The organism is Umezawaea sp. (genome assembly GCF_057122925.1).
The window spans coordinates 1-24,958 of the sequence record NZ_DBNGPQ010000142.1 but is presented as its reverse complement, the minus strand read 5'-3'; the positions used below and the strand labels follow the sequence as shown (position 1 = coordinate 24,958).

22 protein-coding genes are annotated in these 24,958 nt (G+C 72.0%); 9 read left to right on the top strand and 13 right to left on the bottom strand.

Annotated elements, in window-relative coordinates:
- The first annotated feature begins 15 nt into the window (after positions 1-15).
- The gene (locus AC156L_RS32395) at positions 16-3,135 is read left to right on the top strand and encodes a CHAT domain-containing protein (RefSeq protein WP_330882361.1); all 3,120 of its coding nucleotides are present in this window, start codon (positions 16-18) and stop codon (positions 3,133-3,135) included.
- Positions 3,136-3,148: 13 nt separating this feature from the next.
- Complete coding sequence (locus tag AC156L_RS32390) at positions 3,149-4,312, top strand: hypothetical protein (RefSeq protein WP_330882359.1); 1,164 nt, start codon at positions 3,149-3,151, stop codon at positions 4,310-4,312.
- 57 nt (positions 4,313-4,369) lie between these two features.
- Here the strand turns inward: AC156L_RS32390 and AC156L_RS32385 are convergent, their stop codons facing one another.
- The 7 genes from AC156L_RS32385 to AC156L_RS32355 all read right to left on the bottom strand — a co-directional run bounded on the left by AC156L_RS32385 (position 4,370) and on the right by AC156L_RS32355 (position 12,204).
- Positions 4,370-4,723, bottom strand: coding sequence for a YybH family protein (locus tag AC156L_RS32385; RefSeq protein WP_330882357.1), 354 nt, complete (start codon positions 4,721-4,723; stop codon positions 4,370-4,372).
- A gap of 12 nt (positions 4,724-4,735) precedes the next feature.
- Positions 4,736-5,938: an MFS transporter gene (locus AC156L_RS32380; protein WP_330882355.1), complete on the bottom strand. Its 1,203-nt coding sequence runs from the start codon at positions 5,936-5,938 to the stop codon at positions 4,736-4,738.
- Between the two features lie 192 nt (positions 5,939-6,130).
- Complete coding sequence (locus AC156L_RS32375) at positions 6,131-7,732, bottom strand: alpha/beta hydrolase (RefSeq protein WP_330882353.1); 1,602 nt, start codon at positions 7,730-7,732, stop codon at positions 6,131-6,133.
- A gap of 159 nt (positions 7,733-7,891) precedes the next feature.
- Positions 7,892-8,866: an L-histidine N(alpha)-methyltransferase gene (gene egtD, locus AC156L_RS32370; protein ID WP_330882351.1), complete on the bottom strand. Its 975-nt coding sequence runs from the start codon at positions 8,864-8,866 to the stop codon at positions 7,892-7,894.
- On the bottom strand, positions 8,863-9,636 hold the full coding sequence (gene egtC, locus AC156L_RS32365; protein WP_330882348.1) for an ergothioneine biosynthesis protein EgtC: 774 nt from the start codon (positions 9,634-9,636) through the stop codon (positions 8,863-8,865). The genes egtD and egtC overlap by 4 nt, the downstream gene beginning before the upstream one ends.
- Before the next feature lies 1 nt (position 9,637).
- The gene (egtB, locus tag AC156L_RS32360; protein WP_330882346.1) at positions 9,638-10,966 is read right to left on the bottom strand and encodes an ergothioneine biosynthesis protein EgtB; all 1,329 of its coding nucleotides are present in this window, start codon (positions 10,964-10,966) and stop codon (positions 9,638-9,640) included.
- Complete coding sequence (locus AC156L_RS32355) at positions 10,963-12,204, bottom strand: glutamate-cysteine ligase family protein (protein ID WP_330882344.1); 1,242 nt, start codon at positions 12,202-12,204, stop codon at positions 10,963-10,965. Before AC156L_RS32355 ends, egtB begins: the two co-directional genes overlap by 4 nt.
- 164 nt (positions 12,205-12,368) lie before the next feature.
- Between AC156L_RS32355 and AC156L_RS32350 the strand changes: the two genes are divergently transcribed.
- On the top strand, positions 12,369-12,710 hold the full coding sequence (locus tag AC156L_RS32350) for an ArsR/SmtB family transcription factor (RefSeq protein ID WP_330882342.1): 342 nt from the start codon (positions 12,369-12,371) through the stop codon (positions 12,708-12,710).
- Complete coding sequence (locus AC156L_RS32345) at positions 12,707-13,201, top strand: SRPBCC family protein (RefSeq protein WP_330882340.1); 495 nt, start codon at positions 12,707-12,709, stop codon at positions 13,199-13,201. Before AC156L_RS32350 ends, AC156L_RS32345 begins: the two co-directional genes overlap by 4 nt.
- Before the next feature lie 115 nt (positions 13,202-13,316).
- On the opposite strand, the gene AC156L_RS32340 is transcribed toward AC156L_RS32345, so the two are convergent.
- From AC156L_RS32340 to AC156L_RS32330, 3 genes are all read right to left on the bottom strand, one after another.
- Positions 13,317-15,752, bottom strand: a complete 2,436-nt coding sequence (locus AC156L_RS32340) for a PQQ-dependent sugar dehydrogenase (protein ID WP_330882338.1) — start codon at positions 15,750-15,752, stop codon at positions 13,317-13,319.
- A gap of 194 nt (positions 15,753-15,946) precedes the next feature.
- Positions 15,947-16,720, bottom strand: coding sequence for a nucleotidyltransferase domain-containing protein (locus AC156L_RS32335; protein WP_330882336.1), 774 nt, complete (start codon positions 16,718-16,720; stop codon positions 15,947-15,949).
- Between the two features lie 62 nt (positions 16,721-16,782).
- A complete protein-coding gene (locus AC156L_RS32330; protein WP_330882334.1) occupies positions 16,783-17,622 on the bottom strand; it encodes a DUF5753 domain-containing protein in 840 nt (279 codons plus the stop codon).
- A gap of 149 nt (positions 17,623-17,771) precedes the next feature.
- On the opposite strand from AC156L_RS32330, the gene AC156L_RS32325 reads away from it, so the two are divergent.
- The gene (locus tag AC156L_RS32325) at positions 17,772-18,365 is read left to right on the top strand and encodes a TetR/AcrR family transcriptional regulator (RefSeq protein ID WP_330882332.1); all 594 of its coding nucleotides are present in this window, start codon (positions 17,772-17,774) and stop codon (positions 18,363-18,365) included.
- Positions 18,366-18,370: 5 nt separating this feature from the next.
- On the opposite strand, the gene AC156L_RS32320 is transcribed toward AC156L_RS32325, so the two are convergent.
- A complete protein-coding gene (locus AC156L_RS32320) occupies positions 18,371-18,760 on the bottom strand; it encodes a hypothetical protein (protein WP_330882330.1) in 390 nt (129 codons plus the stop codon).
- A gap of 111 nt (positions 18,761-18,871) precedes the next feature.
- On the opposite strand from AC156L_RS32320, the gene AC156L_RS32315 reads away from it, so the two are divergent.
- Positions 18,872-20,041: an MFS transporter gene (locus AC156L_RS32315; RefSeq protein WP_330882328.1), complete on the top strand. Its 1,170-nt coding sequence runs from the start codon at positions 18,872-18,874 to the stop codon at positions 20,039-20,041.
- Here AC156L_RS32315 and AC156L_RS32310 read toward each other — a convergent pair.
- Complete coding sequence (locus AC156L_RS32310) at positions 19,992-20,522, bottom strand: DUF1707 SHOCT-like domain-containing protein (protein WP_330882326.1); 531 nt, start codon at positions 20,520-20,522, stop codon at positions 19,992-19,994. The two genes, AC156L_RS32315 and AC156L_RS32310, sit on opposite strands and share 50 nt — an antisense overlap.
- Before the next feature lie 147 nt (positions 20,523-20,669).
- On the opposite strand from AC156L_RS32310, the gene AC156L_RS32305 reads away from it, so the two are divergent.
- Together AC156L_RS32305 and AC156L_RS32300 are read left to right on the top strand one after the other, a co-directional pair.
- A complete protein-coding gene (locus AC156L_RS32305; protein WP_330882324.1) occupies positions 20,670-21,116 on the top strand; it encodes an acyl-CoA thioesterase in 447 nt (148 codons plus the stop codon).
- A gap of 31 nt (positions 21,117-21,147) precedes the next feature.
- Positions 21,148-22,443 (top strand): cytochrome P450, encoded by a 1,296-nt coding sequence (locus AC156L_RS32300; protein WP_330882322.1) that lies wholly within the window; start codon positions 21,148-21,150, stop codon positions 22,441-22,443.
- Between the two features lie 120 nt (positions 22,444-22,563).
- Here AC156L_RS32300 and AC156L_RS32295 read toward each other — a convergent pair whose 3' ends face one another.
- Positions 22,564-24,042: a peptide MFS transporter gene (locus tag AC156L_RS32295; RefSeq protein ID WP_330882320.1), complete on the bottom strand. Its 1,479-nt coding sequence runs from the start codon at positions 24,040-24,042 to the stop codon at positions 22,564-22,566.
- A gap of 151 nt (positions 24,043-24,193) precedes the next feature.
- Between AC156L_RS32295 and AC156L_RS32290 the strand changes: the two genes are divergently transcribed.
- Positions 24,194-24,757 carry a TIGR03086 family metal-binding protein gene (locus AC156L_RS32290; RefSeq protein WP_330882318.1) on the top strand — a complete coding sequence of 188 codons (564 nt, stop codon included), beginning with the start codon at positions 24,194-24,196 and terminating at the stop codon, positions 24,755-24,757.
- Positions 24,758-24,958 lie beyond the last annotated feature (201 nt).

Genomic DNA, 24,958 nt, shown 5'->3' with positions numbered 1-24,958 from the left:
CGCTAACTTGGCGGGATGCCCCACGGCGAGCTGAGCGAGCAGGCAGTCGCGCTGCACCACCGCTACCGCGAGTCGAACGACCTGGCGGACCTGCGCGCGTCGGTCGACCTGCTCCGCCGCGCGACCGCCGCTCCTCCACCCCGCCCCCGGCGGATGGCGAACCTCGGCGCCGGTCTGATCTTGCTGTTCGAGCGCCTCGGTGACGTCGAACTCCTCCACGAGGCGCTGGCCGCGTGCAGACGGGCGGTCGAACTGGCGCCCGGCGACCCCCAGTACCTCAGCAACCTCTCCGCCGGGCTGGAACAGCTCTACCTGCACACCACCGACGAGGAGGCGCTCGCCGAAGCGGTCGACACCGCGCGGGAGGCGGTGAGGGCGACGGCGAGCGGCGACCCGGCGCTCATGATGCGGTTGTCGAACCTCGCCAACTCCCTGCGCTCGACGTACCAGCGCACCGGCGACACGGCCGCCCTGCTCGAAGCCGTCAGCGCGGGCGAACGCGCCGCGGCGATGCTGGACGGTGCCGGCGACGAGGCGAGCAGGTTGCTGTCGAACCTCGCCAACGCCCGCTGGGACCTCGCCCAGCACCACGACGACCCGGACCTGCGCGCCGAGGCGGTCGCGGGTTTCCGGACCGCCTTCGACTCCACACCGGTGGGCCACCCGAACCGGCCCGACGTGCTGTCGAACCTGGCCGACCGCCTGGGGATGACCGCGACCAACGCCGCCGAGGCCGACGCCGCCGTCGCGCTCGCGCGCCGAGCACTGGCGTGGACCGACGGATCGTCCCCCGACCGGGCGCACAACGAGAGCTGCCTCGCGGCGACCCTGCGGACCCGGTTCAACCACACCGGCGACGTCGGGTCGCTCGTCGAGGCGGCCTCGCTCGCCCGATCCGCGCTGCTGCGCACCCACCGCGACCACGCACGCCTGCCGAGCAGGCTCGTGGAGTTCGGGAACGCCCTGCGCGCGCTGCACGAACGCACCGGGGAACTCGCCCCGGCCGTGGGAGCCGTGGAAGCGACCGGCAAGGCCGTGGAGATCACGCCGGTGGGCGACTCCGCGCGAGTCGGCCACCTGATCGATGCGGCGAGCGCTCGGTTCGTGCTGTACGAGCGCACCGGCGACGTCGAGCACGTGCGCGAGGCGGTGGAGATGGGCAAGCAGGCCGTGCACGAGCAGGGCGCGGACCACCCGAACCTCCTCGGAACGCTCACCCAGGTGATCGCGCCGATGGTGGCGCTCGCCTCCGAGACGAACGACGAGGCGTTGTTCGAGGAGGTCGTGGCGATCGGACGCCGCGTCGCCGCCCTGCCCGACGACCACCGCGACGTCGTTCCGGCGTGTTCGAACACGGCCCACGCGCTCCTGCGACGCCACGCGCACACCGACGACCCGCGGGACGCGCTCGACGCCGCGCGCCACGCGCGCCGTGCGGCGGAGCTCACCCCGCGCGACTCGGCGCTCCGCCCGCCCATCCTGATCAACCTGGGCGCCACGCAGCTGCTCGTGGGCCTGCACGACGAGGCCCGCGCCACCTTCACCGAGGTGACCGCGGCGCCTGCGGCGACGGTGCTCGACCGGATCAGGGCGTGGCGGTACCTCGGTCGCGTCGAGATGGACGTGAACGCCGACGACGCGGCCGTCGCCGCGTTCCAGCAGGCCGTCTCGCTCCTGCCCCAGCTGGCACCCCAGCGGTTCCCGCGCGGCGACCGCGAGTTCGGTCTCGGCAGGATCACCGGGCTCGCCGCCGAAGCGGCCGCCGCCGCGGTCCGCGCCCGCCGTCCGGACCTCGCGGTCCGGCTGGTGGAACAGGCGCGCACGCTGCTGATGTCCGAGACCCTCGACGCGCGTTCCGACCTGCGAGCCCTGGCGGAGCGGCACCCCGACCTCCACCAGGAGCACCAGCGGCTCCGCGGGGCGCTGGACGCGGCCGACCACCCGGTTGTCGCCCACCACGTCGGCGCACCGCCGCCCACGCGTCGGGAGGAGCTCACCGCGCAGTGGGCGGACCTGCTCGATCGCGTCCGCGACCAGCCCGGCTTCGACACCTTCTTGCTCCCCCCACCGCCTCTGGTCGACCAGGGCCCCGTGGTGATCACCTATGCGACCAGGTGGGGCGCGGGCGCGCTCCTGCTGCGGCCGGACCGGCCGATCGACGTGGTGCCGCTTCCGGGCATCACCGACATCACGGCCGCCGAGCAGGCGGACCGCTTCGAGCGGTCGTGCCTCGCGGCCGTGCGCACCTCGTCCTACGGAGCGCGCAAAGCCGCGCTCGACGACGTGCACGGTGTGCTGAAGTGGTTGTGGGACAACGTCACCGAGCGCGTGCTCGACCACCTGGGGTTCGGCCTGCCCACGAGTTCGAGCTGGCCGCGGGTGTGGTGGTGCCCGATCTCCGCGATGAGCTCGCTGCCGCTGCACGCCGCGGGCCACCACGACGGCGATCCGGGGCGGACCGCCGTGGACAGGGTCGTGTCCTCCTACACGACGTCACTGCGCACGCACGCGCGCGAACCCCGTGCCGCGGCCGACTCGTCGGCGGTGGTCGTGGCGATGCCCGAGACCCCCGGCGCGGGGGCGCTGCCGTCCGCGGAGTCCGAAGCCGAGACGATCACCGGCCTGGTGCCCGGATCGGTCGGACTCGTCCGCGCCGAGGCGACCAGGGCCGCGGTGGTCGAGGCGCTCCCCCGGCACGCGATCACCCACTTCGCCTGCCACGCGGTCGGCGACCCGCGTGACCCGAGCGCGAGCCGCTTGCTGCTGCACGACCACGAGACCGACGCGCTCACGGTCGCCGAGGTCTTCCAGCTCGACCTGCCGAACGCGGATCTGGTCTTCCTCTCCGCGTGCAACACCACCGACACGGCACCGCGTCTCGTGGACGAGGCGATCCACATCACCGGCGCGTTCCACCTCGCGGGCTACCGCCACGTCATCGGCACGCTCACCCCGGTGAACGCGACCGCGGCCCGAGTGGCGGCGGCCGTCTACGGGCTGTTGACCCTCGGGGGCACGGTGGCTCCGGACACCGCAGGCACCGCCCTCGCGCTGCACCACGCCGTCCGGCTGATCCGGACGGACCACCCCGGCGCACCCCACACCTGGGCCGCCTGGATCCACGTCGGCATCTGACCAGGGAGTCACCGTGCACCTCGCCCGGATCGACCTGCTCCTCACCGAGGAACCGCGGGCCTTCACGTCCACCGACGTCCACACCGGTCGGATCAGCGTGCACGGCGTGCAGATCGACCACATCGGCGTCGACGACGAGGATCAGGACGTCCTCCTGCTGAAGGTCCTGTACGACGTCACGTTCGAGGAGGACGCACCGGAACCGCTCGTGGCCGAGATCGGGTTCGAGTTCCGCACGCCCGACGTCCGCGTCCGCGACGCGTGGCCGAGATCGGTGACCAGCGACCGCCCACCCGAACGGCTCGCGGTGACCAGGCGCCTGGAGTTCGTCCGACACACCCCCGACTGCACCGGTCTGCTCGACGACAACGTTCCGGTCCCCGACCTCGCACCCGCCGTGCACGCGCTCGGCATCGGCAGCGGCACCGTCCGCTGGCGCCACACCGGCGGGGTTCGACCAGGACCGCGGCGCGGCTGGCTGGTCGTCACCGCACCCGCGTCCTGTCGCGAGGTGGAGGTCCTGGCGACGGCCGAGCACGAACTCGAAGACCCCCTCGGCATGCACCCCCGCGGCAAGCCCGAGACCGTCTTCATCCGGTTGCCGCACCGCCGCCAGTCGCTCGACGGCCTTCGCTACCGGATCGGCTTCGCCGTCGACGTCGTGGGCTTCGGCTCACGCACCGTCGAGCAGCAGTCGGCGGTGCAGCAGAGGCTCTCCGCCGTGCTGGGGCGATTCGCGGACGAGCTGGGCATCGCGGTCGATCCGACCAGCTTCGCGGGCGAGGGCGACGGCTTCCTCTACTACCTGCCGGACGTGGACGCGCTCGCCGCCGTGCGCCACCTGGTTCGGACCGTGCCGCGTCTGCTGCACGAGGACAACCTCCGGCACGACGACCGGATCAGGCTGCGGATGGCGGCCGACGTCGGTCCGGTCGGGTCGGCTCCGCTCGGGTTCACGGGTCCGACCACGACGCGGTTCTGCCGGCTGGTGGAGAGCAGCCAGATCCGCGACGCGATGACGACCACGGACACCGACATCGCCATCTTCGTGTCCGACACCCTGAACGAAGACGTCGTGCGGCAGTACGGCGACCTGTCGTGCCTGCCGTTCGAGCGGCACGACGTGGTCGTGAAGAACTACCAGGCTGTCGGACACCTCCTCACCTGCTCGCCGTGAACGGCGGTCGCGGCACAAGACCTCGGCACGGGGCCAGGACCCACCGTGCCGAGCCCCTCACCCCAGGACGTTGGGCTCGTCCAGCAGCCACAGCCAGGTGCCGTCGGGCTGCCTGCGGGCGACCTCGGCGGTCGCCCCGCGCCCCCGTCTGGTCGACGTGAGCGCCAGGTTGCCGTTGTGCAGGGCGGTGCGCTGCTCACCCGCGACGAACTGCGGGCGGTCCTCCAGCAGCATCGTGTAGATCTCGCGGATCTCCTCGGCGCCCGTGGCGCGCCTGCCGTCGGGCAGGGCGAGGACCGCGCGGGGCTCGTAGAGGGCTACGAGGCCGTCCACGTCGCCCGCGTTGGCGCGTTCGACGAACATCCGGCCCAGGTCTTCGGGTGTGGTGGCGCGTGCTTGGTCGTTCGGCATGTGCCGAGCATGTCAAACGGGTACGACAGTTTTCACACGGCGTTCGACGACGACCGACAGGACGGCGATGGCGAGGCCCGCGAGGGTGAGGGCGACACCCACCCACGCGGTGGACTGGTAGCCCCAGCCCGCGGCGATGGCGAGGCCGCCGAGCCAGGCCCCCGCCCCGTTGGCCATGTTGAGGGCCGAGTGGTTGGACGAGGACGCGAGCGACGGGGCGTCCGGCGAGGCGTCCATGAGGCGCACCTGGAGCGCCGAGGCGAGCACGGTGGTGGTGAAGCCGATCAGGAACAGCAGGGGGAACGTCGCCACGGGGACGGTCGCGAGCAGGCCGAACAGGGCGAGTTCGACCGCGGTGGCGATGAGGGTGCCGAAGACCGTGCCCATGACGGAGCGGTCGAGGAACCGGCCGCCGAGCCAGGCTCCCGCGGTCATGCCGAGGCCGAACACGGCGAGGATCCACGGGACCGCGCCCGCGCCCAGGCCGGTGACCTCGGTGGTCGTGGGGGAGATGTAGGAGTAGACGGCGAACATGCCGCCGAAGCCGATCGTGCCGGTGAGCAGGGCGAACCACACCTGCGGACGGCGGAACGCGCGGAGTTCGGCGCCGATGCCGGCGTCGTGGGCCGCGGCGATGCGCGGCACCCACCTGGCCAGCGTGAGCGCGGTGACGACGGAGACGACGGCCACCGCGGCGTACGCGCTGCGCCAGCCGATCTGCTGGCCCGCGGCGGTCGCGAAGGGAACGCCGATGAGGTTCGCGACGGTCAGGCCGACCATCACGCGGGCGACGGCCGTGCCCCGGCGTTCGGGGGCGACGATGCCGGAGGCGACGACGGCGGCGATGCCGAAGAACGCGCCGTGCGGCAGGCCCGCGACGAAGCGGGAGACCATCAGCAGGGTGGCGTTCGGGGCGATGGACGACAGGCCGTTGCCCAGCGCCACGGCCAGCATCAGCGCGATCAGCAGGCCCTTGCGCGGGAGCTTCGCGGCCAGTCCGGCGATCAGCGGGGCCCCGACGACGACGCCGAGCGCGTAGAGGCTGATCGCGTGGCCCGCGGTGGGGATGGAGATGGCGAACGTGTCCGCGACCTGCGGCAGGAGGCCCATCGTGGCGAACTCGGTGGTGCCGATGCCGAAGCCGCCGAGTGCCAGGGCGAAGAGCGCCGGTCCGGTTGATCGACGGGTGGAGGTGGGCTCCAGGGTCGTGGTCAAGCCGGACTCCTGACGGGCAGCGGTATCAGCCTAGTTGAATGCTGAACCGATTCTACCGGCAGGTTTTGGCTGTTCAGTCGTGCGCCTGCTCACAGACGTCCTATCTCCCCAGGCCTGGTTCTGCGCGGGCTGTGGGTCGCCTGGGTGCCCGCTCCTCCCGCTGCGGGAGGAGCCGGAGGAGCGGGCTGGTGGTCAGGCGAACGGTTGGACGTTCGGTTGGAAGACCTGGCCGTTGGCCGGGACCTTGAGGTTGACGAGGTAGTCGGTCGCCACGGTGTCCACGCCCGCGCTGTCGCCGAGGATGCAGTGGCCGAACGCGTCCACGCTGACCAGTCGGGCGTTGCCCAGCTGCTTGGCCATGCGCTGCGCGAACCTGTACTGCGTGGCGGGGTCGTAGTAGTTGCCCACGACGAGGACCGGGTTGGGGGTCTTGCGGTTCCACGGGCCCGACCAGCGGTCCGGGTGGCGGACCGGCCAGCTCGCGCAGGTGAGCAGGTCGGACGCCGCCTGCGAGCGGCCGAAGGTCGGGGATTCGCGCTCCCACTGCTTGGCCACGAGCGGGAACAGCTCCGGCACGCGCACGAACGGCTTGTCGGTGCAGTTGACGCCGTAGTACGAGTCGTCGAACTCGTACGGGGTGTCGCCCAGCACGCGCACGTCGGCCAGACCGCGGTTGTTCGCCAGCAGCGGCACGTCGGTGACGGCCGCGACGGACAGCGACGCCACGCCGTTGACGGCGTTGTGGATGGTCTGGAGGTACGCGGCCAGCAACGTGAAGCTGGCGGGCGAGTACAGGTTGCTGCCGACCCGGCCGATGACGCCCGCGTAGGTGGCGGTGGTGCCGTCGGGCAGGGTCACGGCCCGCGTGCGCAGGTGGTCGCGCAGCGCGTCGAACTTGGCGCGCGGGTCACCGTCGCTGAACGCGCACTTGGGGCCGACGCTGTCGCAGCGCTTCAGGAACGCGTCGAGCGCGATCTCGAAGCCCTGTGCGCGCTCGCGGTCGTACTGCGCGCCGTTGTGGGTGCGCAGGTTCGGGTCGACGTTGCCGTCGATCACGATCGCGCGGGACTTGGCCGGGAAGATGTTCGCGTAGGTCGCGCCGAGCAGCGTGCCGTAGGAGAAGCCCACGAAGTTGAGCTGCTGGTCACCGACGCCCTGGCGCATCAGGTCGAGGTCGCGGGCGACGTCCTCGGTGGACATGTGCTCCAGCAGCGGTCCGGCGACCTTCGCGCACGACCTGGTGTAGTCGCGCGTGGCGTCCATGGTGTCGCGGATCTCGGTCCTGGTGACCGGGACGGACGACATCCTGCCGAAGACCTCGTCGGCCTCCTCGTTGGTGGTGAAGCACTTCAGCGGCGCGCTGCGGCCGACGCCGCGCGGGTCGAACCCGATGAGGTCGAAGCGCTTCATGATCTCGGGCTGGAAGAACGAGCTGCCGTACGCCGAGTAGATGAGTCCGGCGCCGCCGGGGCCGCCGGGGTTGAGGAACAGCGAGCCGATCTTGTTCGCCTGGTCGTCGGCCGGGCGCTTCATCATCTTGACGTCGATGGTCGCGCCGCGCGGCTCGCGGTGGTCGAGCGGTACCGGGTAGGCGGCGCAGCTGACCTTGTCGCGCTGGGCGGCCGGGATCTCCGCCAGCACGTCGGCCGCGCAGGCCGTCCACGTGGCGGGCTTGGCGGACGTGATCTCGGGTGCGGGTTGTGCGGCGGCGGATCCGCCGACTGCCAGACCGGACCACACGACCCCCAGGGCCAGTGCCGATGCCAGCGTTCTGCGTGCGTTGGGAAGTGCCACGGGTGATGCTCCTTGGTCTCCGCGTGCGTCGCCCCTCTCCTGACTCACGACGCAACCGCCGGAGAATGCCACTCGTTCGAGTGCCAGCACACCCGCAGATCGGGGGGTTTCGGTCGCTGTGCCGGCCTGTTCGACCACGCACAGCGACCGCTAACCCGTTCAGCCCACTGCTCGGGCCAACGAGAGGGCGAACCTCCCCTGCGAGTCGGTCCACCACCGGTGCAGGTCGAACCCGGCCTCCTCCAGCTCCGTCCGGACGCCGTCGGGGCGGAACTTCGCCGACACCTCGGTGCGCAGCTCCTCGCCCTCGGCGAACTCGACGTCCAGGTCCAGCTCGGCCAGCCGCACCGTGACCGCGCGGGTGGCGCGCAGGCGCATCTCGATCCACTCCTGCTCGGCGTTCCACAGGGCCACGTGCTCGAACGCGGAGACGTCGAAGTCGCCGCCCAGCTCGCGGTTGATCACCCGCAGCACGTTGCGGTTGAACTCCGCCGTCACGCCCTGCGCGTCGTCGTACGCCCTGACCAGCACGGCGGGGTCCTTGACCAGGTCCGTGCCGAGCAGCAGCCACTCCCCCGCGCCGAGCACGGCGCGGACCGCCGAGAAGAACTTCCGCCGCTCCTCGGGGATGAGGTTGCCGATCGTGCCGCCGAGGAACGCGACCACGCGGGGCGCGTCACCGGGCAACCCCGCCAGGTGCTCGGTGAAGTCGCCGACGACGCCGTGCACCCGCAGGCCGGGGTAGTCGGCCAGGATCGCGTTCGCGGCCTCGGTGAGCGCGGTCGTCGACACGTCGAGCGGCACGAACTCCCGCAGCGTCCCGTGGTCGCGCAGCGCGTCCAGCAGCAGCCGGGTCTTCTCCGACGAGCCGGAGCCCAGCTCCACCAGGGAGTGCGCGCCGGTCGCGTCCGCGATCTCGCTGGACCGGGCGATGAGGATCTCCCGCTCGGCCCGCGTCGGGTAGTACTCGGGCAGCCGGGTGATGTCGGTGAACAGCTCGCTGCCGACCGCGTCGTAGAACCACTTGGGCGACACCCACTTGGGGGTCGCCGTCAGCCCGGCCCTGGCCTCCGCGCGCAGCGCGCGGGCCGCGTCCTCGGGTGTCAGGTGCACGTCCACCACTGGCTCTGTCATGGGTTTCCTGTTCTGCCTCGTGGGCCGATCGGCCGGATGTCCACGGTGGACGGATGGGCGCTCACCGCGACGACGGAACCGTCGGGGATCTCCCGCCAGCGCTCGTCGGCGTCCCACGGCTCGGACGCGAGCGCGACCGAATCGGGGGTGGAGAGGACCCACAGGGAGTGCGTCCAGGTCGTGCCGACGAGCACGGTTCCGTTGGTGAGCAAGAGGTTCAGCCGCGAACCGGGTGCGGTCGCGGCCACGTCGGACACCACGGCCGCCAGTGCGGCGGCCGGGTGGTCACCGGCCGCGAGCCGCGTGCGGACCAGTGCCCACAGCAGCGCGGAGTCGGTGGGGGCGTCGAGGGTCAGCAGGTCGGTCACCGGCAGCGCCTTCGCGAGGTCGGCGACGGAGCCGGGCCAGTCGGCGATCCGGCCGTTGTGGCTGAACAGCCACCGCCCGTCGGTGAACGGCGCGCACGCCGTCTCCACGAGCGGCATCCCGACGGTGCCGCTGCGCACGGCGGCCAGCACGGCGCCGGACGTGCTCGCGCGCGTCACGGCCTCCAGGTTGGCGTCCGCCCAGATCGGCCCGGTCCGCCGGTAGCGGACCGCGGCCGAGCCCGGAGCGGGGTACCAGCCGACGCCGAACCCGTCGACGTTGACCGACCCCCCGCCCCGCATGTCCGCCGGTGCGTACGACTGGTGCACCAGCGAGTGCGGCGGGTCGGCGATCAGCGATGCCACGGGCACGGCGGTGCCCAGGTAGCCCAGGTGGCGGCACACGTCAGCTCAGCTCGGCCGCCTCCGCGTCGCGCGCACATCGGAACCCGGCGAAGATCTGCCGCCGGATCGGGTAGTCCCAGTTGCGGAACGTCGACCGCACCGCCGCCGGGTCGGCGCCGAACGAGCCGCCGCGCAGCACCTTGTACTCCGGGCCGAAGAAGACCTGGGAGTACTCGGCGTACGGGAACACCTCGAACCCGGCGTAGCCGTGGAAGTCGGAACTGGTCCACTCCCACACGTCGCCGATGAGCTGGTGCACGCCCAGCGGCGACGCCCCGGCCGGGTACGCGCCGACGGGCGCGGGCTGGAGGTGCCGCTGGCCCAGGTTGGCGTGCCGCTCGGTCGGCTCCTCGTCGCCCCACGGGTAGCGGCGCGAACGGCCGGTCGCCGGGTCGAAGCGGGCGGCCTTCTCCCACTCGACCTCGGTCGGGAGGCGCTTGCCCACCCACCTCGCGTACGCCTCGGCCTCGTGGAAGCTCACGTGCACCACGGGCTCGTCCGGCACGACCGGCGCGACGACGCCGAACCGGTCGCGGTACCACTCCGAGCCGACCCGCTCCCAGAACCGGGGCGCGACCAGCTTCGCGTGCCGCACGTGCGCCCAGCCCGCCTCGCTCCACCAGCGCTCGTCGGAGTACCCGCCCGCGTCGATGAACTCCGCGTACCGGGCGTTCGTGACGGGTGCGGTGTCGATGAAGAACGGGTCGGTGCGCGCCTGGTGCGCGGGCCGCTCGTTGTCCAGCGCCCACGCCTCGGTCGACGTGCCCATGGTGAAGTGGCCACCGGGCACCAGGACCTCCTCGGCGGGCAGCGGGGAGCCGGGTGGCGGCGGTGGCGCGTCCAGCACCGGGGCTCCGACGCGGAGCTGGTGCGTGGCCAGCATCGTCTCGTCGTGCTGCTGCTCGTGCTGCACGATCATGCCGAACGCGAACCCGCCGTCGAGCAGCCTGCGCCCCTCGAACCTCGCCGTCTCCAGCACGTCGAACACCTTGTTCCGCACCTCGCCGACGTACTGCCTGGCCTCGGCGGGGGTGAGCAGCGGCAGCTCGGGGCGGGAGGCGCGGGAGTGCTTGAACGCGTCGTACAGCTCGTCGATGTCGCTGCGCACCGGTTCCCGGCCGCCGACGTCGCGCACGAGCCACAGCTCTTCCTGGTTGCCGATGTGCGCGAAGTCCCACACCAGCGGGGACATCAGCTTCGAGTGCTGCCGCACGAGGTCGTGCTCGTCCACCGCGTCGGTCAACGCGGTGCTGCGGGCGCGCGACCGTTCGAGCTGCGCGGCCACGTGCTCGCGGAGGCGGTCGGTGCCGAGGTCGTCGATGCTGGTCATGGCGTGGCCCCTCCGGACTTCTCGGCGAGTGTGCGGTGCAGTTCCTCGGCGACGGCGGCGTTCTGCCCGATGGACAGGTCGGTGCGCTCCAGCGCCCGGCAGCCGATGTCGACCACGGCGCGGGCGGCCTCGCCCACGAGCGGGTCGGCGAGCCCGTGGCGGGCGGCCGACAGCCACCGGCCCGCGGCGGGTTCCGTCGCGGCCAGCACCTCGTCCACGACGGACGGAGCGCTGAACAGGGCGGCCATCAGCACCACCGGGGGGATCCACCGCCCTTCCGGCGGGGTGTCGAGGTAGCGCACCTCCATGTACCCGCGCGGCCGGACCGGCGGGAACTGGAGCGACAGGTGGTAGTCCAGGTCGGCGCGGGTGGGGGCGCGGTCGAACGCGCCGTCGATCCACTCCGCGAAGGTCGCCCGGTGCGGGGGGATCCAATCCGGGCCGGGGCGGCGGACCACGATCACCGGCGTGTCCAGGACCCGCCGGGCCCACGCCCCGGCCGGGTCGGCGCAGCTCGCCGCGGCGGGTCTCGTGCGCACCGGGTCCGTGCCGTACAGCGTGCGCATCCGCGCAGACGCCCAGTCCGGTCTCCGCCCGTTCACACCGGGCGAGTTCGCGAACAGGGCGTTCAGCACCGGGCCGAGCGCGTGCACGGCGGCCCAGCGCGCGTTCAGGTGCTCCCGCAGCCCGAAGTCCAGGCACACCTGGAGCCCGGCCGTGCTGCACATCATCGTGATGCCCTCGGGGCCGATCGAGCTGAAGGCGTGCTCCATGGCCGCGTACCTCGGCACGCGCAGCATCCGCGTCGGCGGGCGGAACGGGTCGGCGCCCCGGCCGCCCAGCACCAGGTCGGCGGAGGCGAGGAGTGCTCGGAGTTGGGTGACGTCCTCCCCCACGGTCTTCAGCAGTTCCGTGAGCGAACCGCGCGGTGGGGTGGAGATCTCGACCTGCCCACCGGGTTCGACGGTGAGCGGGGTGCCGCTGGGCAGTGGCCGCTGCGGGCTGTCCGGGACGAGGGTGGGTGGTGCGTGCCGCCCCAGCGCCGCGGCGAGGACGGCCGCGTCGAGCTGTCGGGTCGGGTCTTCTCGGTGGTGGACGGTCCATTCGATTTCGACGCCGAACAGGCGTGGTGGCCCGTGCTTGAAGCACACCGACGCGACGTACGCCTCGGCCTCCGCACGGTCCCGGAACACCTCGGGGCCGGGCCCCGGAGCCGAGACGTTACGCACAGCAGTCACTTCCGACACTCCCCGTGATCATTCGTCGGTTTTCGACGCTACACGGCAGCACCGACAGCCGCACGCGTCGCAAAAGGGCGGACACCTCACGGATCAGGGACGACGGGACACCCCTCGTTCATTCCCCCCTTGACATATCCCCATATGGGTATATGTTTTGTCCCATGGCACGAGCACCCACCACGGCGGACGCCTTCAACGCGGTCGCGGAGCCCCGCAGGCGGCAGATCCTCGACCTGCTCGCCCGCGGCGAACGCGCGGTCAACGACCTCGTCGACCTGCTCGGCCTGGCGCAGCCGCTGGTGTCCAAACACCTGCGGGTGCTCAGGGAGGTGGGCCTGGTGGAGGTGCGCGACTCCGGACGGCAGCGGCTGTACCGCCTCAACGCGGCTCCGCTCAAACCCATCCACGACTGGGTCAAGAACTACGAGCGCTCGTGGGAGGAGCGCTTCGCGGCGCTCGACGACGTGCTGGAAGAACTCAAGTCCGAGGAGGACGAACGATGACGGGAACGACGACGGGCACCGCGGTGGTCACGCTCCCCAGCGACACGCGGATCCTGATCACGCGCGAGTTCAACGCGCCCAGGCACCTGGTGTTCCGGGCCTGGACCGAGCCGGAGCTGATCAAGCGCTGGTGGAGCGGCGGGCACGGCGAGGTGACCGTGGCCGAGGTGGACCTGCGCGTCGGCGGCGCGTGGCGGTACGCGCTCGTGACGCCCGAGGGGTACGAGGTCGCGTTCCACGGCGAGTACCGCGAGGTCGTGGCGAACGAGCGGCTCGTGTGCACGGAGGCCTACGAGGGCATCCCCGACCCGGACGAGAACGCCGCGCTGTGCACGTACGACTTCGAGGAGGAGGGCGGCCGGACCACCCTGAGGGTCCTGGTGGAGCACCGGACGAGGGAGGGGCGGGACGCCCACATCGACTCCGGGATGGAGTCGGGGATGCAGAAGGGCCTCGACCTGCTGGAGGAGATCGCGGTCTCCCTGGCCTGACGAGCGGTCCACGTGGACCGTCCTCCATGGACCGGTGGGGTGCTCCCGGAACAGGAGCACCCCACCCGTCCACCGCGTCGAGCGCGTCGAGCGCGTCGAGCGCGTCGAGCGGTGGTCAGCGGGCGGTCGTGGCCCCGTTCCGCCCACCCGCGTAGACGATGTCGACCAGCAGCACGCGGTCGTTGTCCGGCACACCGTCCTTGTCGGTCGTGGTGGTCAGCCAGACGTCGCCGTCGGGGTCGACCTCGACCGTGCGCAGCCGGTCGTAGGTGCCCTGGAAGTACGTCTTCTGGTCGACGAGGTCGCCACCGCCGTCGATGGTCATGCGGTAGACGCGCTGGCCGACCGTGGTGGCCACGAAGACGTGGTCGTTGACGATCGTCAGACCGCTGGGCGAGGCCGCGCTGGTCGCCCAGACCTTCTTGGGCGCGGTGAACCCGGCGCACGAGCCGCCGGTGCCCTCGCAGTTGGGCCAGCCGTAGTTGCCGCCCTTGGTGATCAGGTTGACCTCGTCCTGGCTGGTGTTGCCGAACTCGGCCTCCCACAGGCGGCCCTGCGAGTCGAAGTCCAGGCCCTGCGGGTTGCGGTGGCCCTTGCTCCACACGGCGTTGCCGAACGGGTTGTCCGACGGGATCGAGCCGTCGGGGTTGATGCGCAGGACCTTCCCGTTGAGCGAGCCGTTGTTCTGCGCGTTGGCGCTGTTCTGCGCGTCACCGGAGGAGATGTAGAGCTTGCCGTCCGGACCGAAGCGCAGGCGTCCGCCGTTGTGGTAGCGGTTCTTCGCCATGCCCTGCAACAGGATCTGGTACGTGTTCTGCACCAGCGCGCCGTTCTCGTACTTGATCCGCACGACGCGGTTGCCCTCGGCCGCCGTGTGGTAGACGTACAGCCAGTGGTCGGTGGCGAAGGTCGGCGAGACCTCCAGGCCGAGCAGGCCGCCCTCGCCGTTCGTCCCCACCGCCTGGGAGATCCGGCCCGCCGACGTCTTCTGCCCGCTCTTGGTCAACCTGGTGACCGTGAACGTCTCGCGCTCGCTGAACAGCGCGGAGCCGTCCGGCAGGAACACCACGCCCCACGCCACGTCGACACCGCTCGCGAGGGTGCTGACCGCGCCGGGGTCCGGTGTCCCGGTGGGACCGCCCGCGCTCGGGGTCGCCCTGATCTCGTTGCTGGAGCCGGAGAGGTTGCCCTGGGCGTCGCGCGCCCTGACGGTGAACGCGTACTCCGTGCCCGCCGTCAGCCCCGCCGACGTGGTGCTGGTCGCGGTGCCGTCCGCCGTGCCGGTCCGCACGCCGTCGCGGAAGACCTCGTACCCGGTCACACCGACGTCGTCGGTCGACGCGGTCCACGCCAGGTCGACGCTCGTGGCCGACTTCCCGGTCGTGCGCAGGGTTCCCGGCGCGGTCGGCGCCACGGTGTCCGGGGGCGCCGGGTCCGTCCGCACGAGGAGGTTGTCGCCGGCCGCGGAGACGTTGCCCGCCGCGTCCTTGGAGAAGACCGTCCAGTCGTACTCGGTGTCCGGGACCAGACCGGTCGCGGTGGCCTGGAGGACGTTGCCGACGCTGGTGACGAGCTGGCCGTGCTGGTACACGTCGTAACCGGTCACGCCGACGTTGTCGCTGCCCGCGCTCCAGGCCAGCGACACGGTGGTCGCGGACTTGCCGGTCGAGCGCAGGCCCGAGGGCGGCTGCGGCCTCTCGGTGTCGGCCGGGCCGCTGAAGCGGATGCCGAGCCTGTCCGCGTTCGGGCCGCCGTCCGCGGTGGTGGACGCGGTCCTGACCTCGTTCACCCCGGCGACCAGGGGCAGGGTCACCTCGGCGGTCCGCCACGTCGTCCACGCGCCGGTCGGCGGGAACGCCACGGTCGTCGCGGCACCGCCGTTCGCGCTGATCGCCAGGGGCCGGTCGACCGCGGTTCCGTTGGCGTAGCGGAAGGTCAGCACGTGCGCGCCCGCCTGGACGACCGTCGCGGTGTACTCGACCGAGCTGCCGACCACGTTGTCGTAGTTGACGAACCCGGTGCCGGAGAAGCCCGCCCAGTTCGACTCGACGACGCCCTGCGAGATGGTCGCCCGCTCGGACTCGTGGTCGGAGGCGGGCACGCCCGCGGCGTCCACGTCGAGGTGGTCGACGTTCGCGGCGCCGGTCGCGCCCGCGGAGGTGATGCGGATCTTGTTCGCGCCGGGCGCGAGCTGGGCCGTGGTCGTCAGGTTCGCCCACGTCGTCCACGCACCGGTCGCCGGGAACGCCAGGTCGTCCTGGACGACCTCGCCGTTCACGGAGACGTCCGCGGGCCGGTTGTCCGCGGTGCCGTTGGCGTAGCGGATGGTGAGCGTCGCCGGACCGGCCTGCGCGGCCGTCGCGGTGAACTCGACCGAGCTGCCGACGGTGTTGTCCGGGTTCACGAACCCGGAGCCGGAGAAGCCCGCGTGGTTCGACTCCACCACGGCCCGCGACAGCGCGGCGTTCTCGGCCTCGTAGCGGGTGGGCGCGGCCGAGGCCACCCCCGGCAGGGACACCGCGGCCAACGCTGTCGCCGCGGCTGCGGTCATGGCGCACGCGGCACGGGGCCGCCCGCTGTTCCTCGGTACCACTTGAGTGCCTCCCGCGAGCAGGGGTGGGACGTCCGCGGCGACGGTTGAGGAATCCTCGTTAAAGTAAGGAAACTTTCCTTACTGTTCGGATCACACCAGTCGCCCCCTCGCGTGTCAATGGTCTGCACCAGGCTGATGGAAAGCGGTTGCTTTCACCGTAGGTGGTCGCGGGCGAGCGCGCGCGTCGAGCGCAGCGCGGCGGGCAGGTCGCCCGCGAGGTGACCCAGCGCCCGCTCGACGGCCTCCGGGTAGCCCGGTGCGAACTCGCCCGCCAGCCGCACCGACCCCTTCTCGTTGGTCAGGTAGCGCCGCTCCCGCGCGAACAGCACCTGCGTGAGGCACGCGACGGCCCGGTAGACGCAGCCCGTCACGTAGGCGGTGTCGCCCCGCCCGGCCGCCGACTCGGCCGTGTCCAGGGCGAAGTCGACCTCCCAGCCGAACCGGCTGATCAACGCCTCGGCCAGCGGCTCGGGGTACGGGTCGGTCAGCGCGCGCAGGTCGGCGAGCAGCCCGTGCGGGTCGTGCAGCGGCACGCACTGCGCCACCTCGCCCGCGTAGATCGCCGTGACGAACCCGTGCGGGTGGCCGACCTGGTGGTGGATCTCCGGTCTGCCCGCCGCGCACTCCAGGACCACCTCGCGGACCCGGCGGGCGTCGCGCAGCAGGACGTCGACCTTGACGCCGTCGACCCCGGCCCAGACGCCGCCGTTGATCCACGGACCCCACTCGCCGTACCGGCCGAAGCCGATGACCTCGCCGAGCCCGGCCACCGCGGCGAGGATCGCGTCGAAGTCCGGCGGCGACTCGTAGTACAGGCCGATGTCGTAGTCGGAGTCCGGGCTCGCGTTGCCCCGAGCCCTCGACCCGCCGAGCGCCAGGGCCACACCGGGCAGGCCGGACAGCGCAGCACGAACCCGATCCTCCACGTGCTCGACGTTAGCGCTCCTCCCGCGGGAGCCGGGAACGCCGTCCACCGCACTCGCGCGGGTCAGGCCCGCGACCGCTCGTAGTGGTCGGCCCAGCGGACGAACTCCGACCGCGACTCCCCCGCGTCCAGCGCCAGGCGGTGCAGGTCGCCGATCACGCGCAGGTGCCGCTCGACCACGTCGGGACGCCCGGACCGGACGCTGAAGGTGAGGCCCGCCGCGTGGACCACCGGCTCGCCGTCCTCGAACTCCACGAGCCGGAAGGGGTTGGTCATCCAGTCCCGGTTGCCGACCCGGAACGGCACCAGCCGGATCTCGACGTGGTCCCGCTCGCCCAGCAGGACGAGTCGCAGCAGTTGGGCGGCCATGACCCGCCGGTCGCCGACCCCGTTGTGCAGCGCGGCCTCGTGGAGGAAGAACCTCGCCCGCGGCGGCCCGGATCCCCGCAGGACCTCCTGGCGCTCCGTCCGGGCGCTCACCGCCGGTTCGGCGGACTCGCCGCCGGACCGGGTGATCGCCCGTGCGTAGTCCCCGGTCTGGAGGAGACCGGGGACGCGCATCGCCTCGTAGGCCACCACGGCCGCGGCCCTGCGCTCGTCGGCGACCAGCGCCCGGACGCCGTCGAGGCGGGTCCGGACGGTGTACCCCGGCTCGCCCGCGGTGGTGGGGGTGCGGTCCAGCGACGCCCCGTCGCCCCGGCAGGAGCCGATCAGTCCGATGAGGTCGACCACGGCCGCGCCCCTGGAGCCCGCCCCCGGCGTCGACGGCGCGGCCGTCGACCAGCCGAGCCCCTCGGCGAGCGCGGCCGGGTCCAGCCAGCGCCGCGTCCGGACGGCCCGCGCCTCGTCGCCCGGCTCACGCGTGCGGGCGGCTGACGGCCGAAAGTCTCCAGGTGCATCCACGGTTGGTGACGATATTGCGGTCTGACCTGGGTGTTCGACTTCGACGCCGCTAATCCACCCCAAAGGATCACGTGGATGGGCGGGGCCGCAGCGTCACAATCCGTACGTACGGATTGGATTTCCGCAGTCGGTGCTGGGACCATCGCGAGATGCCCAGGGTCAGCCAGGACCATCTCGACGCCCGTCGCCGCCAGATCCTCGACGGAGCACGCGCCTGCTTCGCGCGCTACGGCTACGAGGGCGCGACGGTGAGGCGGCTGGAGGAGGCTACCGGCCTGTCCCGCGGGGCGATCTTCCACCACTTCCGGGACAAGGAGTCGCTGTTCCTCGCCCTGGCGGAGGACGACGCGCTCCGGATGGCGGACGTGGTGGCGGCGCAGGGGCTCGTGCAGGTGATGCGGGACCTCCTGATGGTCCAGGAACCGTCCACGGAGGACCACCCGGCCGACTGGCTCGGCACCCGCCTGGAGGTGTCGCGACGACTCCGCACCGACCCGGAGTTCCGCGCCCGCTGGGCGGAGCGCTCGTCGCAGCTCACCCGCGCGACCCGTGAACGCCTGCTGCGCCAGCGGGAAGCGGGGAACCTGCGCGACGACGTGGACGTCGACGTCCTCACCAGCTTCCTCGAACTCGTGCTCGAAGGCCTCGTCTCCCACCTCGCGATGGGCCTGCCCGCCGACGACCTCGGGCCGGTGCTCGACCTGGTGGAGGAGACGGTGCGCCGCAGGCGACGCACCCCCTGACCGGCTCAGACCGCGAGCGCGGCCTTGACCTTGGTGATGGCCGCGCTCTCGACCCGCGACACGCTGCCGTCGGCCGACGCCGCCGCGTCGCACACCGACACCACCGCCGACGGGAACGTGCGGCCGACCCTGGGCGCCTTCGCCCTGAGGATCGCCATCGACTCGCTCAGCGCGGACAGCACCGCGTCCTCGATCTGCGAGACGGGACCCCTGGGGAGCTTGGGGAACTCGGTCCCGAGCGCTTCCTGCAACTCCGGGGAAAGCTCCTTGATCGCCTTGGCGCTCGCGGAACCCTCCACCTCCATGGAACCCGGATCGGCGTTGGACACCAGCAGTGCCGCACCGTAGACCGCGATGCGGAGCGTCTGGCGTTCCTCGTCGGTGTACTCAGTCATGTGATCACCGTAAAACGCGGTACACGTGAAGTCACCGCTCAGGTGCGGTACGTACTCGAAATGGCTAAGCGCTTCGACCGTCCGTGATCAGCGCCGCACTAGGGTGATCGGGTGCGCGTGTACCTGCTGTCCGCCGGCCTGGCCCGGTTGGCGGACGAGATGGTGGGGCTCGCGCTGGTGCTGTTCGTGTTGGCGCGCACCGGCAGCCAGGTGCTGGCGGGTGCCGCGGTGGCCGCGTACACGGTGCCGTCGATCGTGTCCGGCCCGCTGCTCGGCGCGTGGCTGGACCGCACCCGCAGGCCGCTGATCGCGTTGGCGGGCAACCAGTTCCTGCTCGCCGCGACGACGGCCGCGCTGCTCGTGGCGGCAGGCGGGGCGCCGTCGGCCGTGGTGCTGGGGCTCGCGTTCCTGGCCGGGATCACGCTGCCGATGACCAGCGGCGGCTTCACCAGCCTGCTGCCGAGGCTGGCCACCGACCTGCCGCGCGCGACGGCGGCGGACGCGCTGCTGTTCAACGCCGCCGCGCTCGGCGGACCCGCGCTGACGGGGGTGCTGGCCGCCGTGGTCGGCGGGGACGGCCCGGTGGTGGTCATCGGCGTCCTGGCGCTCGTGGCGGGGCTGTGCGCGCTGGGGCTGGGGGTGCCGCCGCACGAGGCCGTCGAGCACCCGCCGCTGCGGCGGGCGGTGCGCGACGGGACGCGGCACCTGGTGACCACGCCCCCGCTGCGCGGCGCGACCCTGGCCACGGTCCTCGGCCACGGCGCGATCGGACTGCTGGCGACCGCGCTCCCGGTGCACGTCGCGGCGCTCGGGCACCCAGGGGGCGCGGCCGGGTTCGTGTGGGCGGCGATGGAGGTCGGGTGCGTGGTGAGCCTGCTGTCGCTGCGCCGCCACCTGCCCCGCTGGAGGCCGGAGCAGGTGGTGTTCGCGACGGTGGCGGCGTCCGGGGTGGCGCTGGCGACGTGGCCGCTCGCGCCGGGCTTCGGGGTGCTGCTGGGCCTCGGCGTGCTCGTGGGGCTCGCGCAGGGGCCGACGCTGACGTCGATCATCACCGCCCGCCAGCGGTACACCCCGCCGACGCTGCTCGGCCAGGTGTCGACCACCGGGGCCAGCCTGAAGATCGGCGCGTTCGCCGTGGGCGCTGCCGTCGGCGGCGGGCTGCACGACCCGGCGGCGGTGTTCCTGCTGGCGGCGGCGACGCAGGTCGCCGCCGCCGTCCTGGGGTTCGCGGCTAGTTCACGGCGTACCGCGCCCAGTGCGAGTCGGGGCGCACGACCCTGAGGTTGCCGAGCGTGGACCTGCCGGTGACGGTGATGACCGGGCCGCCCGCCGCCGTCGGCGCGCCGGGCAGGGCGCGCTTGCCGAACCGGGCCGTGCCGCCGTCGAGCACCACGGCCGCCTCGGACACCAGCACGGTGACCTTGCCGCAGAACGACGACGCCTCGACCTCGACCCGCTCCCCCGCGGGCAGGCCGGACAGGTCGAGCACGACGGCGCCGAACGTCGCCCGCGCCTCGACGCGCCGGGACACCGGAGCGCTGTGGATCTTGCTGGCCACGGCGTGGACCCGTTGCGGCGCGGCGGTCACGGCGAGGTCGGCGAGCACCGGGGCGAGATCGGTGGAGACCTGCGCGGCGTAGACGGCCTGGACGCGGTCGAAGTGCTCCTCCCACGTCAGCCGCCCTTCGGCGACGGCCTGGTTCAGCACCACGACGGCCTGTTCCCGCTCCTGGTCCGACACCCGGAGCACCGGCTGGGTCACCACGATCACCTCTTGTCCACCAATCTTCTTAGTAGCCGAGAGTCTTGCGCGGCTGAGCCACCGTCGTCAAGCACCGCGACCGGACGGACACCGACCGTGACGGAACCGTGCTTGGCCAACGGGTGGGGATCGGCCAGTATCCGAGTCATGGCTCCTGCTCGCCCTGCCCACGTCCACCGGGTGCGGGTGCGCCCGGCCGACTGCGACCACCGGGGTGTGGTGCACAGCTCCCGGTACCCCGTCTTCTTCGAGGCCGCGATGGTCGAGACCCTGCGCTCGCTGCTGGGCTCCTACAAGGAGCTGGAGCGCACCGGCGTCGAGTTCGTCGTCGAGGAGGCGTCCCTGCGCCTCACCGGCTCGGCGCGGTTCGACGACCTGCTCAAGATCGGCGTGCGGGTGAGGTCGATGGGCACCACGTCGGTGACGCTCGGCTTCGACGTCGACGTGGACGGCGTTCCCGTCGCGACCGGGTGGAACCGGTACGTCGCCGTCGGCACGCTGGAACTGCGGCACACCGCGATCCCCGACGGCGTGCGGAAGGTGTTCCAGGTCCGGGAGGCGGCTCGGCGGGAACCCGCGCGCCGAGGTACTTGAACACTCTTCGCGTTGGCGTCACCGTGGACGCATGCCGTCTCAACTGAAGAACACCGCGATCCTCGCACTGGGGCGCGGGATGGTGGCCGTCTACGGCGCGCTGGGCGATCCGGGCGCGAAGCTGTTCCGGAAGTCCTCCAAGAAGGACCCGTACCCGCTGTACGAATCGGTGCGCGCCAAGGGTGAACTGGTGCCCACCAGGCTCGGGCTGCTGATGACGGCCGAGCACTCCATCGCGAGCGAGGTGCTGCGCGACCCCCGGTGGGGCATCCTCTCGCCGTCGGACATGTCGATGATCGACGAGACGGCCTACACCGCGGACGGCCGCGTGCTGGTGAACCCGTTGAAGACCTCGTTCCTCATGCGCAACCCGCCCGACCACACGCGGCTGCGCAAGTACGTCGGCGGCTGGTTCACGCCCCGCGCGCTGCGGCAGCAGATGCCCGCGATCGAGCGCGTCATCGAGGACTTCCTCGACCGCGCGGAGGCGAAGGGCACGTTCGACCTGGTCGACGACTTCGCCAAGCGCGTGCCGGTCCAGGTGATCGCCGACCTGCTCGGCGTGCCGTCGAGCGACCACGAGAGCTTCATCCGCTGGGGCACGGCGCTGGTCAGCTCCATCGACGGCGTGCGGGACACGCGGGAGCTGCGGCTGCTCCAGGACACGCTGCGCGAGTTCGACGAGTTCCTCGGCGGGCTGGTCGAGCACCGCAGGCGCGAGCCGGGCGACGACATCGTCAGCGAACTGGTCGCGCACGACGACCTCGCGCTGGACGACCTGATCGCCACCACCGAACTGCTGCTCGTGGCGGGTTTCGAGACGACGGTGAACCTCATCGGCACGGCGGCCAACGCCGTCCTCGGGCACCCAGGGGTGCGGGAGAAGCTGCTGGCCGACCCGTCCTACGCCGACCGCGTGGTCGAGGAGGCGCTGCGGTGGGACCCGCCGGTGCAGTACGTCGCGCGCGTGCCGCTGGAGCCGGTGGAACTCCTGGGGCGGCGGATGTCCGCCGGGCAGCCGGTGATGATGATCCTGGCGGCGGCGAACCGCGACCCGAAGGTGTTCACCGACCCGCACCGGTTCGACCCCGACCGCGAGGACCTCGGCAAGCACCTGGCGTTCTCGTCGGGCATCCACTACTGCCTCGGCGCGAACCTGGCCCGCATGGAGGCCGCCGCGGCGGTGCGCGGGCTGTTCCGCCGGTTCCCCGGACTGCGGGCGGCGGGGCCGATGTCCCGACGCCCCTCCCCCACCATCAGGGGTGCTCTGCACTTCCCGGTGAACGTGGGAGTGCCACAGCGATCACTCGCCGTCGACAAGAATTGACGTCACCCACCCGTTCAGGGCGATAAAGGCTCGGCGCTCCACGGAGTAGGGCATTCTGGAGTGAAGCGGACGACCCGCCGCACCGCCGCCGCGGCGGGCCTCCGCGATTTCTTCCCCGCCTCAGTCGACGCCGCGCATCAGTTCCCTGATCTTCGGTGAGAACACGAGCAGCAGCACGCCGAGCCCCATGGCGACCGCGCCGAGGATCCCGAAGTACGCCACCGCCGCGTCGTCGCTGTAGAGCTTCACCACCTGCGCCCCGATGCCCTGGCCCGCGGCGCTGGACAGGAAGAACAGGCCCATCGTCTGCGCCGCGAACGCGCGCGGGGCCAGTTTGGTGGTCACCGAGAGGCCGACCGGGGACAGGAGCAGCTCACCGCAGGTCATCACGAAGAACACCAGCACGAGCCACAGGGGCGACACCTCGTCGTCCGGTCCGCCCGCCTGGCTCGCCGCCATCGCGACGAGGAACGAGAGCCCGACGAACAGCAGACCGCCGCTGAACTTGCGCGGCGTCGCGGGCTGCCGCGTGCCCAGCCTCATCCACAGCAGCGCGAACAGCGGCGCGAACACGATGATCATCACCGGGTTGATCGACTGGAAGAACGACGGCGGGAACTCGATGCCGAAGATGCTGTTCCGGACGCTCGTGTCGGCGAAGGCCGCGATCACCGTGGCGGCCTGCTCGTAGAGCAGCCAGAAGATGACCGCGGCGATGAACAGCGGGATGTAGGCGACGAGCCGGGTGCGCTCGACCGGGGTGGTCCTGGGGCTGCGCATCATCACGGTGAAGTAGACGACCGGCAGGACGACGGACACGACGCTGAGCAGGTTGACGACGCCCTCGCCGGACAGCAGGCCCGTCGCGATCAGCACCCCGAGCACGGCGACCACGCCGAGCGAGACCGCGGTGATCCGACCCAGGACGCGGGCGCGGTCGGCGTCGGGCAGCGGGTTGGCGGGGCGGTCGCTCGCCTCGCCGAGGTGCTTGCGGCCCACCTGGTACTGCACGAGGCCGAACGCCATGCCGACGGCGGCGGCGCCGAACCCGAGGTGCCAGTTGACCTGCTGGCCGAGGAAGCCGCAGACCAGCGGGGCGATGAACGCGCCGAGGTTGACGCCCGTGTAGAAGATCGAGAAACCCGCGTCCCGCCTCGGGTCGTGCTCGCCGTAGAGGTCGCCGACGATGTTCGACACGTTCGGCTTCAGCAGCCCGGTGCCGAGCACGATCAGGACCAGGCCGAGGTAGACGCCCGCCAGACCGATCGGCACCGCGAGCGCGACGTGCCCGAGCATGATCAGCACGCCGCCGTGCAGCACGGCCCGCTGGCTGCCGAGCACGCGGTCTGCGAGCCACCCGCCCGCGACGCCGGACATGTACACCGACGAGCCGTAGATGGCGACGAGCGACAGCGCGGCGCCCTTGTCGACGCCCAGCCCGCCCTCGGACACCGAGTAGTACAGGTAGTAGGCGAGGATCGCCTTCATGCCGTAGTAGGAGAACCGCTCCCAGAGCTCCGTGAAGAAGAGCGTGCTCAGTCCTCTGGGGTGTCCGAGGAACCCGCGCCGCGGTGCCTCGGCCGCGCTGGTGGCGCTCAAAGCTCATCTCCTCACGTCGTGTCGGCACGTCGACGTGCCGACCACGCAGATTAGGCCGTACGGGTGCACCGGCCGAAACCGGCGGTCCACCATGTGGCCCAGGCCACTTCTTCGAGGTGCGTACCCCGAAATCCTTTGGTGCACTCGTCACGTGGATCTGATCGAGGCACACGGGCTGGCCATCACCGAGTTCGACCGACGGGTGCGGCGGGTGCGTCCGGAACACTGGGCGCTCGGCACGCCGTGCGAGAAGTGGTCGGTCAGAGACCTCGTGGGCCACCTGGTCCAGGAGCAGCTGTGGGCACCCGAACTGCTGGCCGGGTGCACGGTCGAGCAGGTCGGCGACCGGTTCGACCACGACAACCTCGGGAGCGACCCGCTGCACTCCTGGGTGCTCGCCGCCGCCGCCGCGCGCGAGGCGTGGATCACGCCGAAGGCGCTCCAGCGGCCGGTGCACCTGAGCAGCGGCAAGAGCACCGCCGTGGAGTACGGCTGGCAGATGACGACCGACCTGGCCGTGCACTCGTGGGACCTCGCCCGAGCCGTCGGCGCGGACGAGCGGATCAACCCCGGCCTGGCCAGGGCGGTGCTGGAGCACGTCTCGCCGAACGCCGAGGAGTGGCGGGCGGCCGGGCTGTTCGGACCGGCCGTGGCCGTCCCGGACGCCGCCGACCCGCAGACGCGGCTGCTCGCGCTGACGGGGCGGACGCCCTGACCGGACACGCCTGAGAGCGGCGGACCGGGTGCACCTGCTGCCTGCCGCCGTGATCGCACGGCAGGAGTCGAGGAGCGGATTCAGGACAGCGACCGCAGGTGTCGCACCTTCGCAGGCCCGTCGACGTGGCCCGCGGTGATCCGCCTGGTGAGTTCTTCCAGCCGTTCCCCGGTGATGTGGTCGTCGGGCTGGTAGACGACC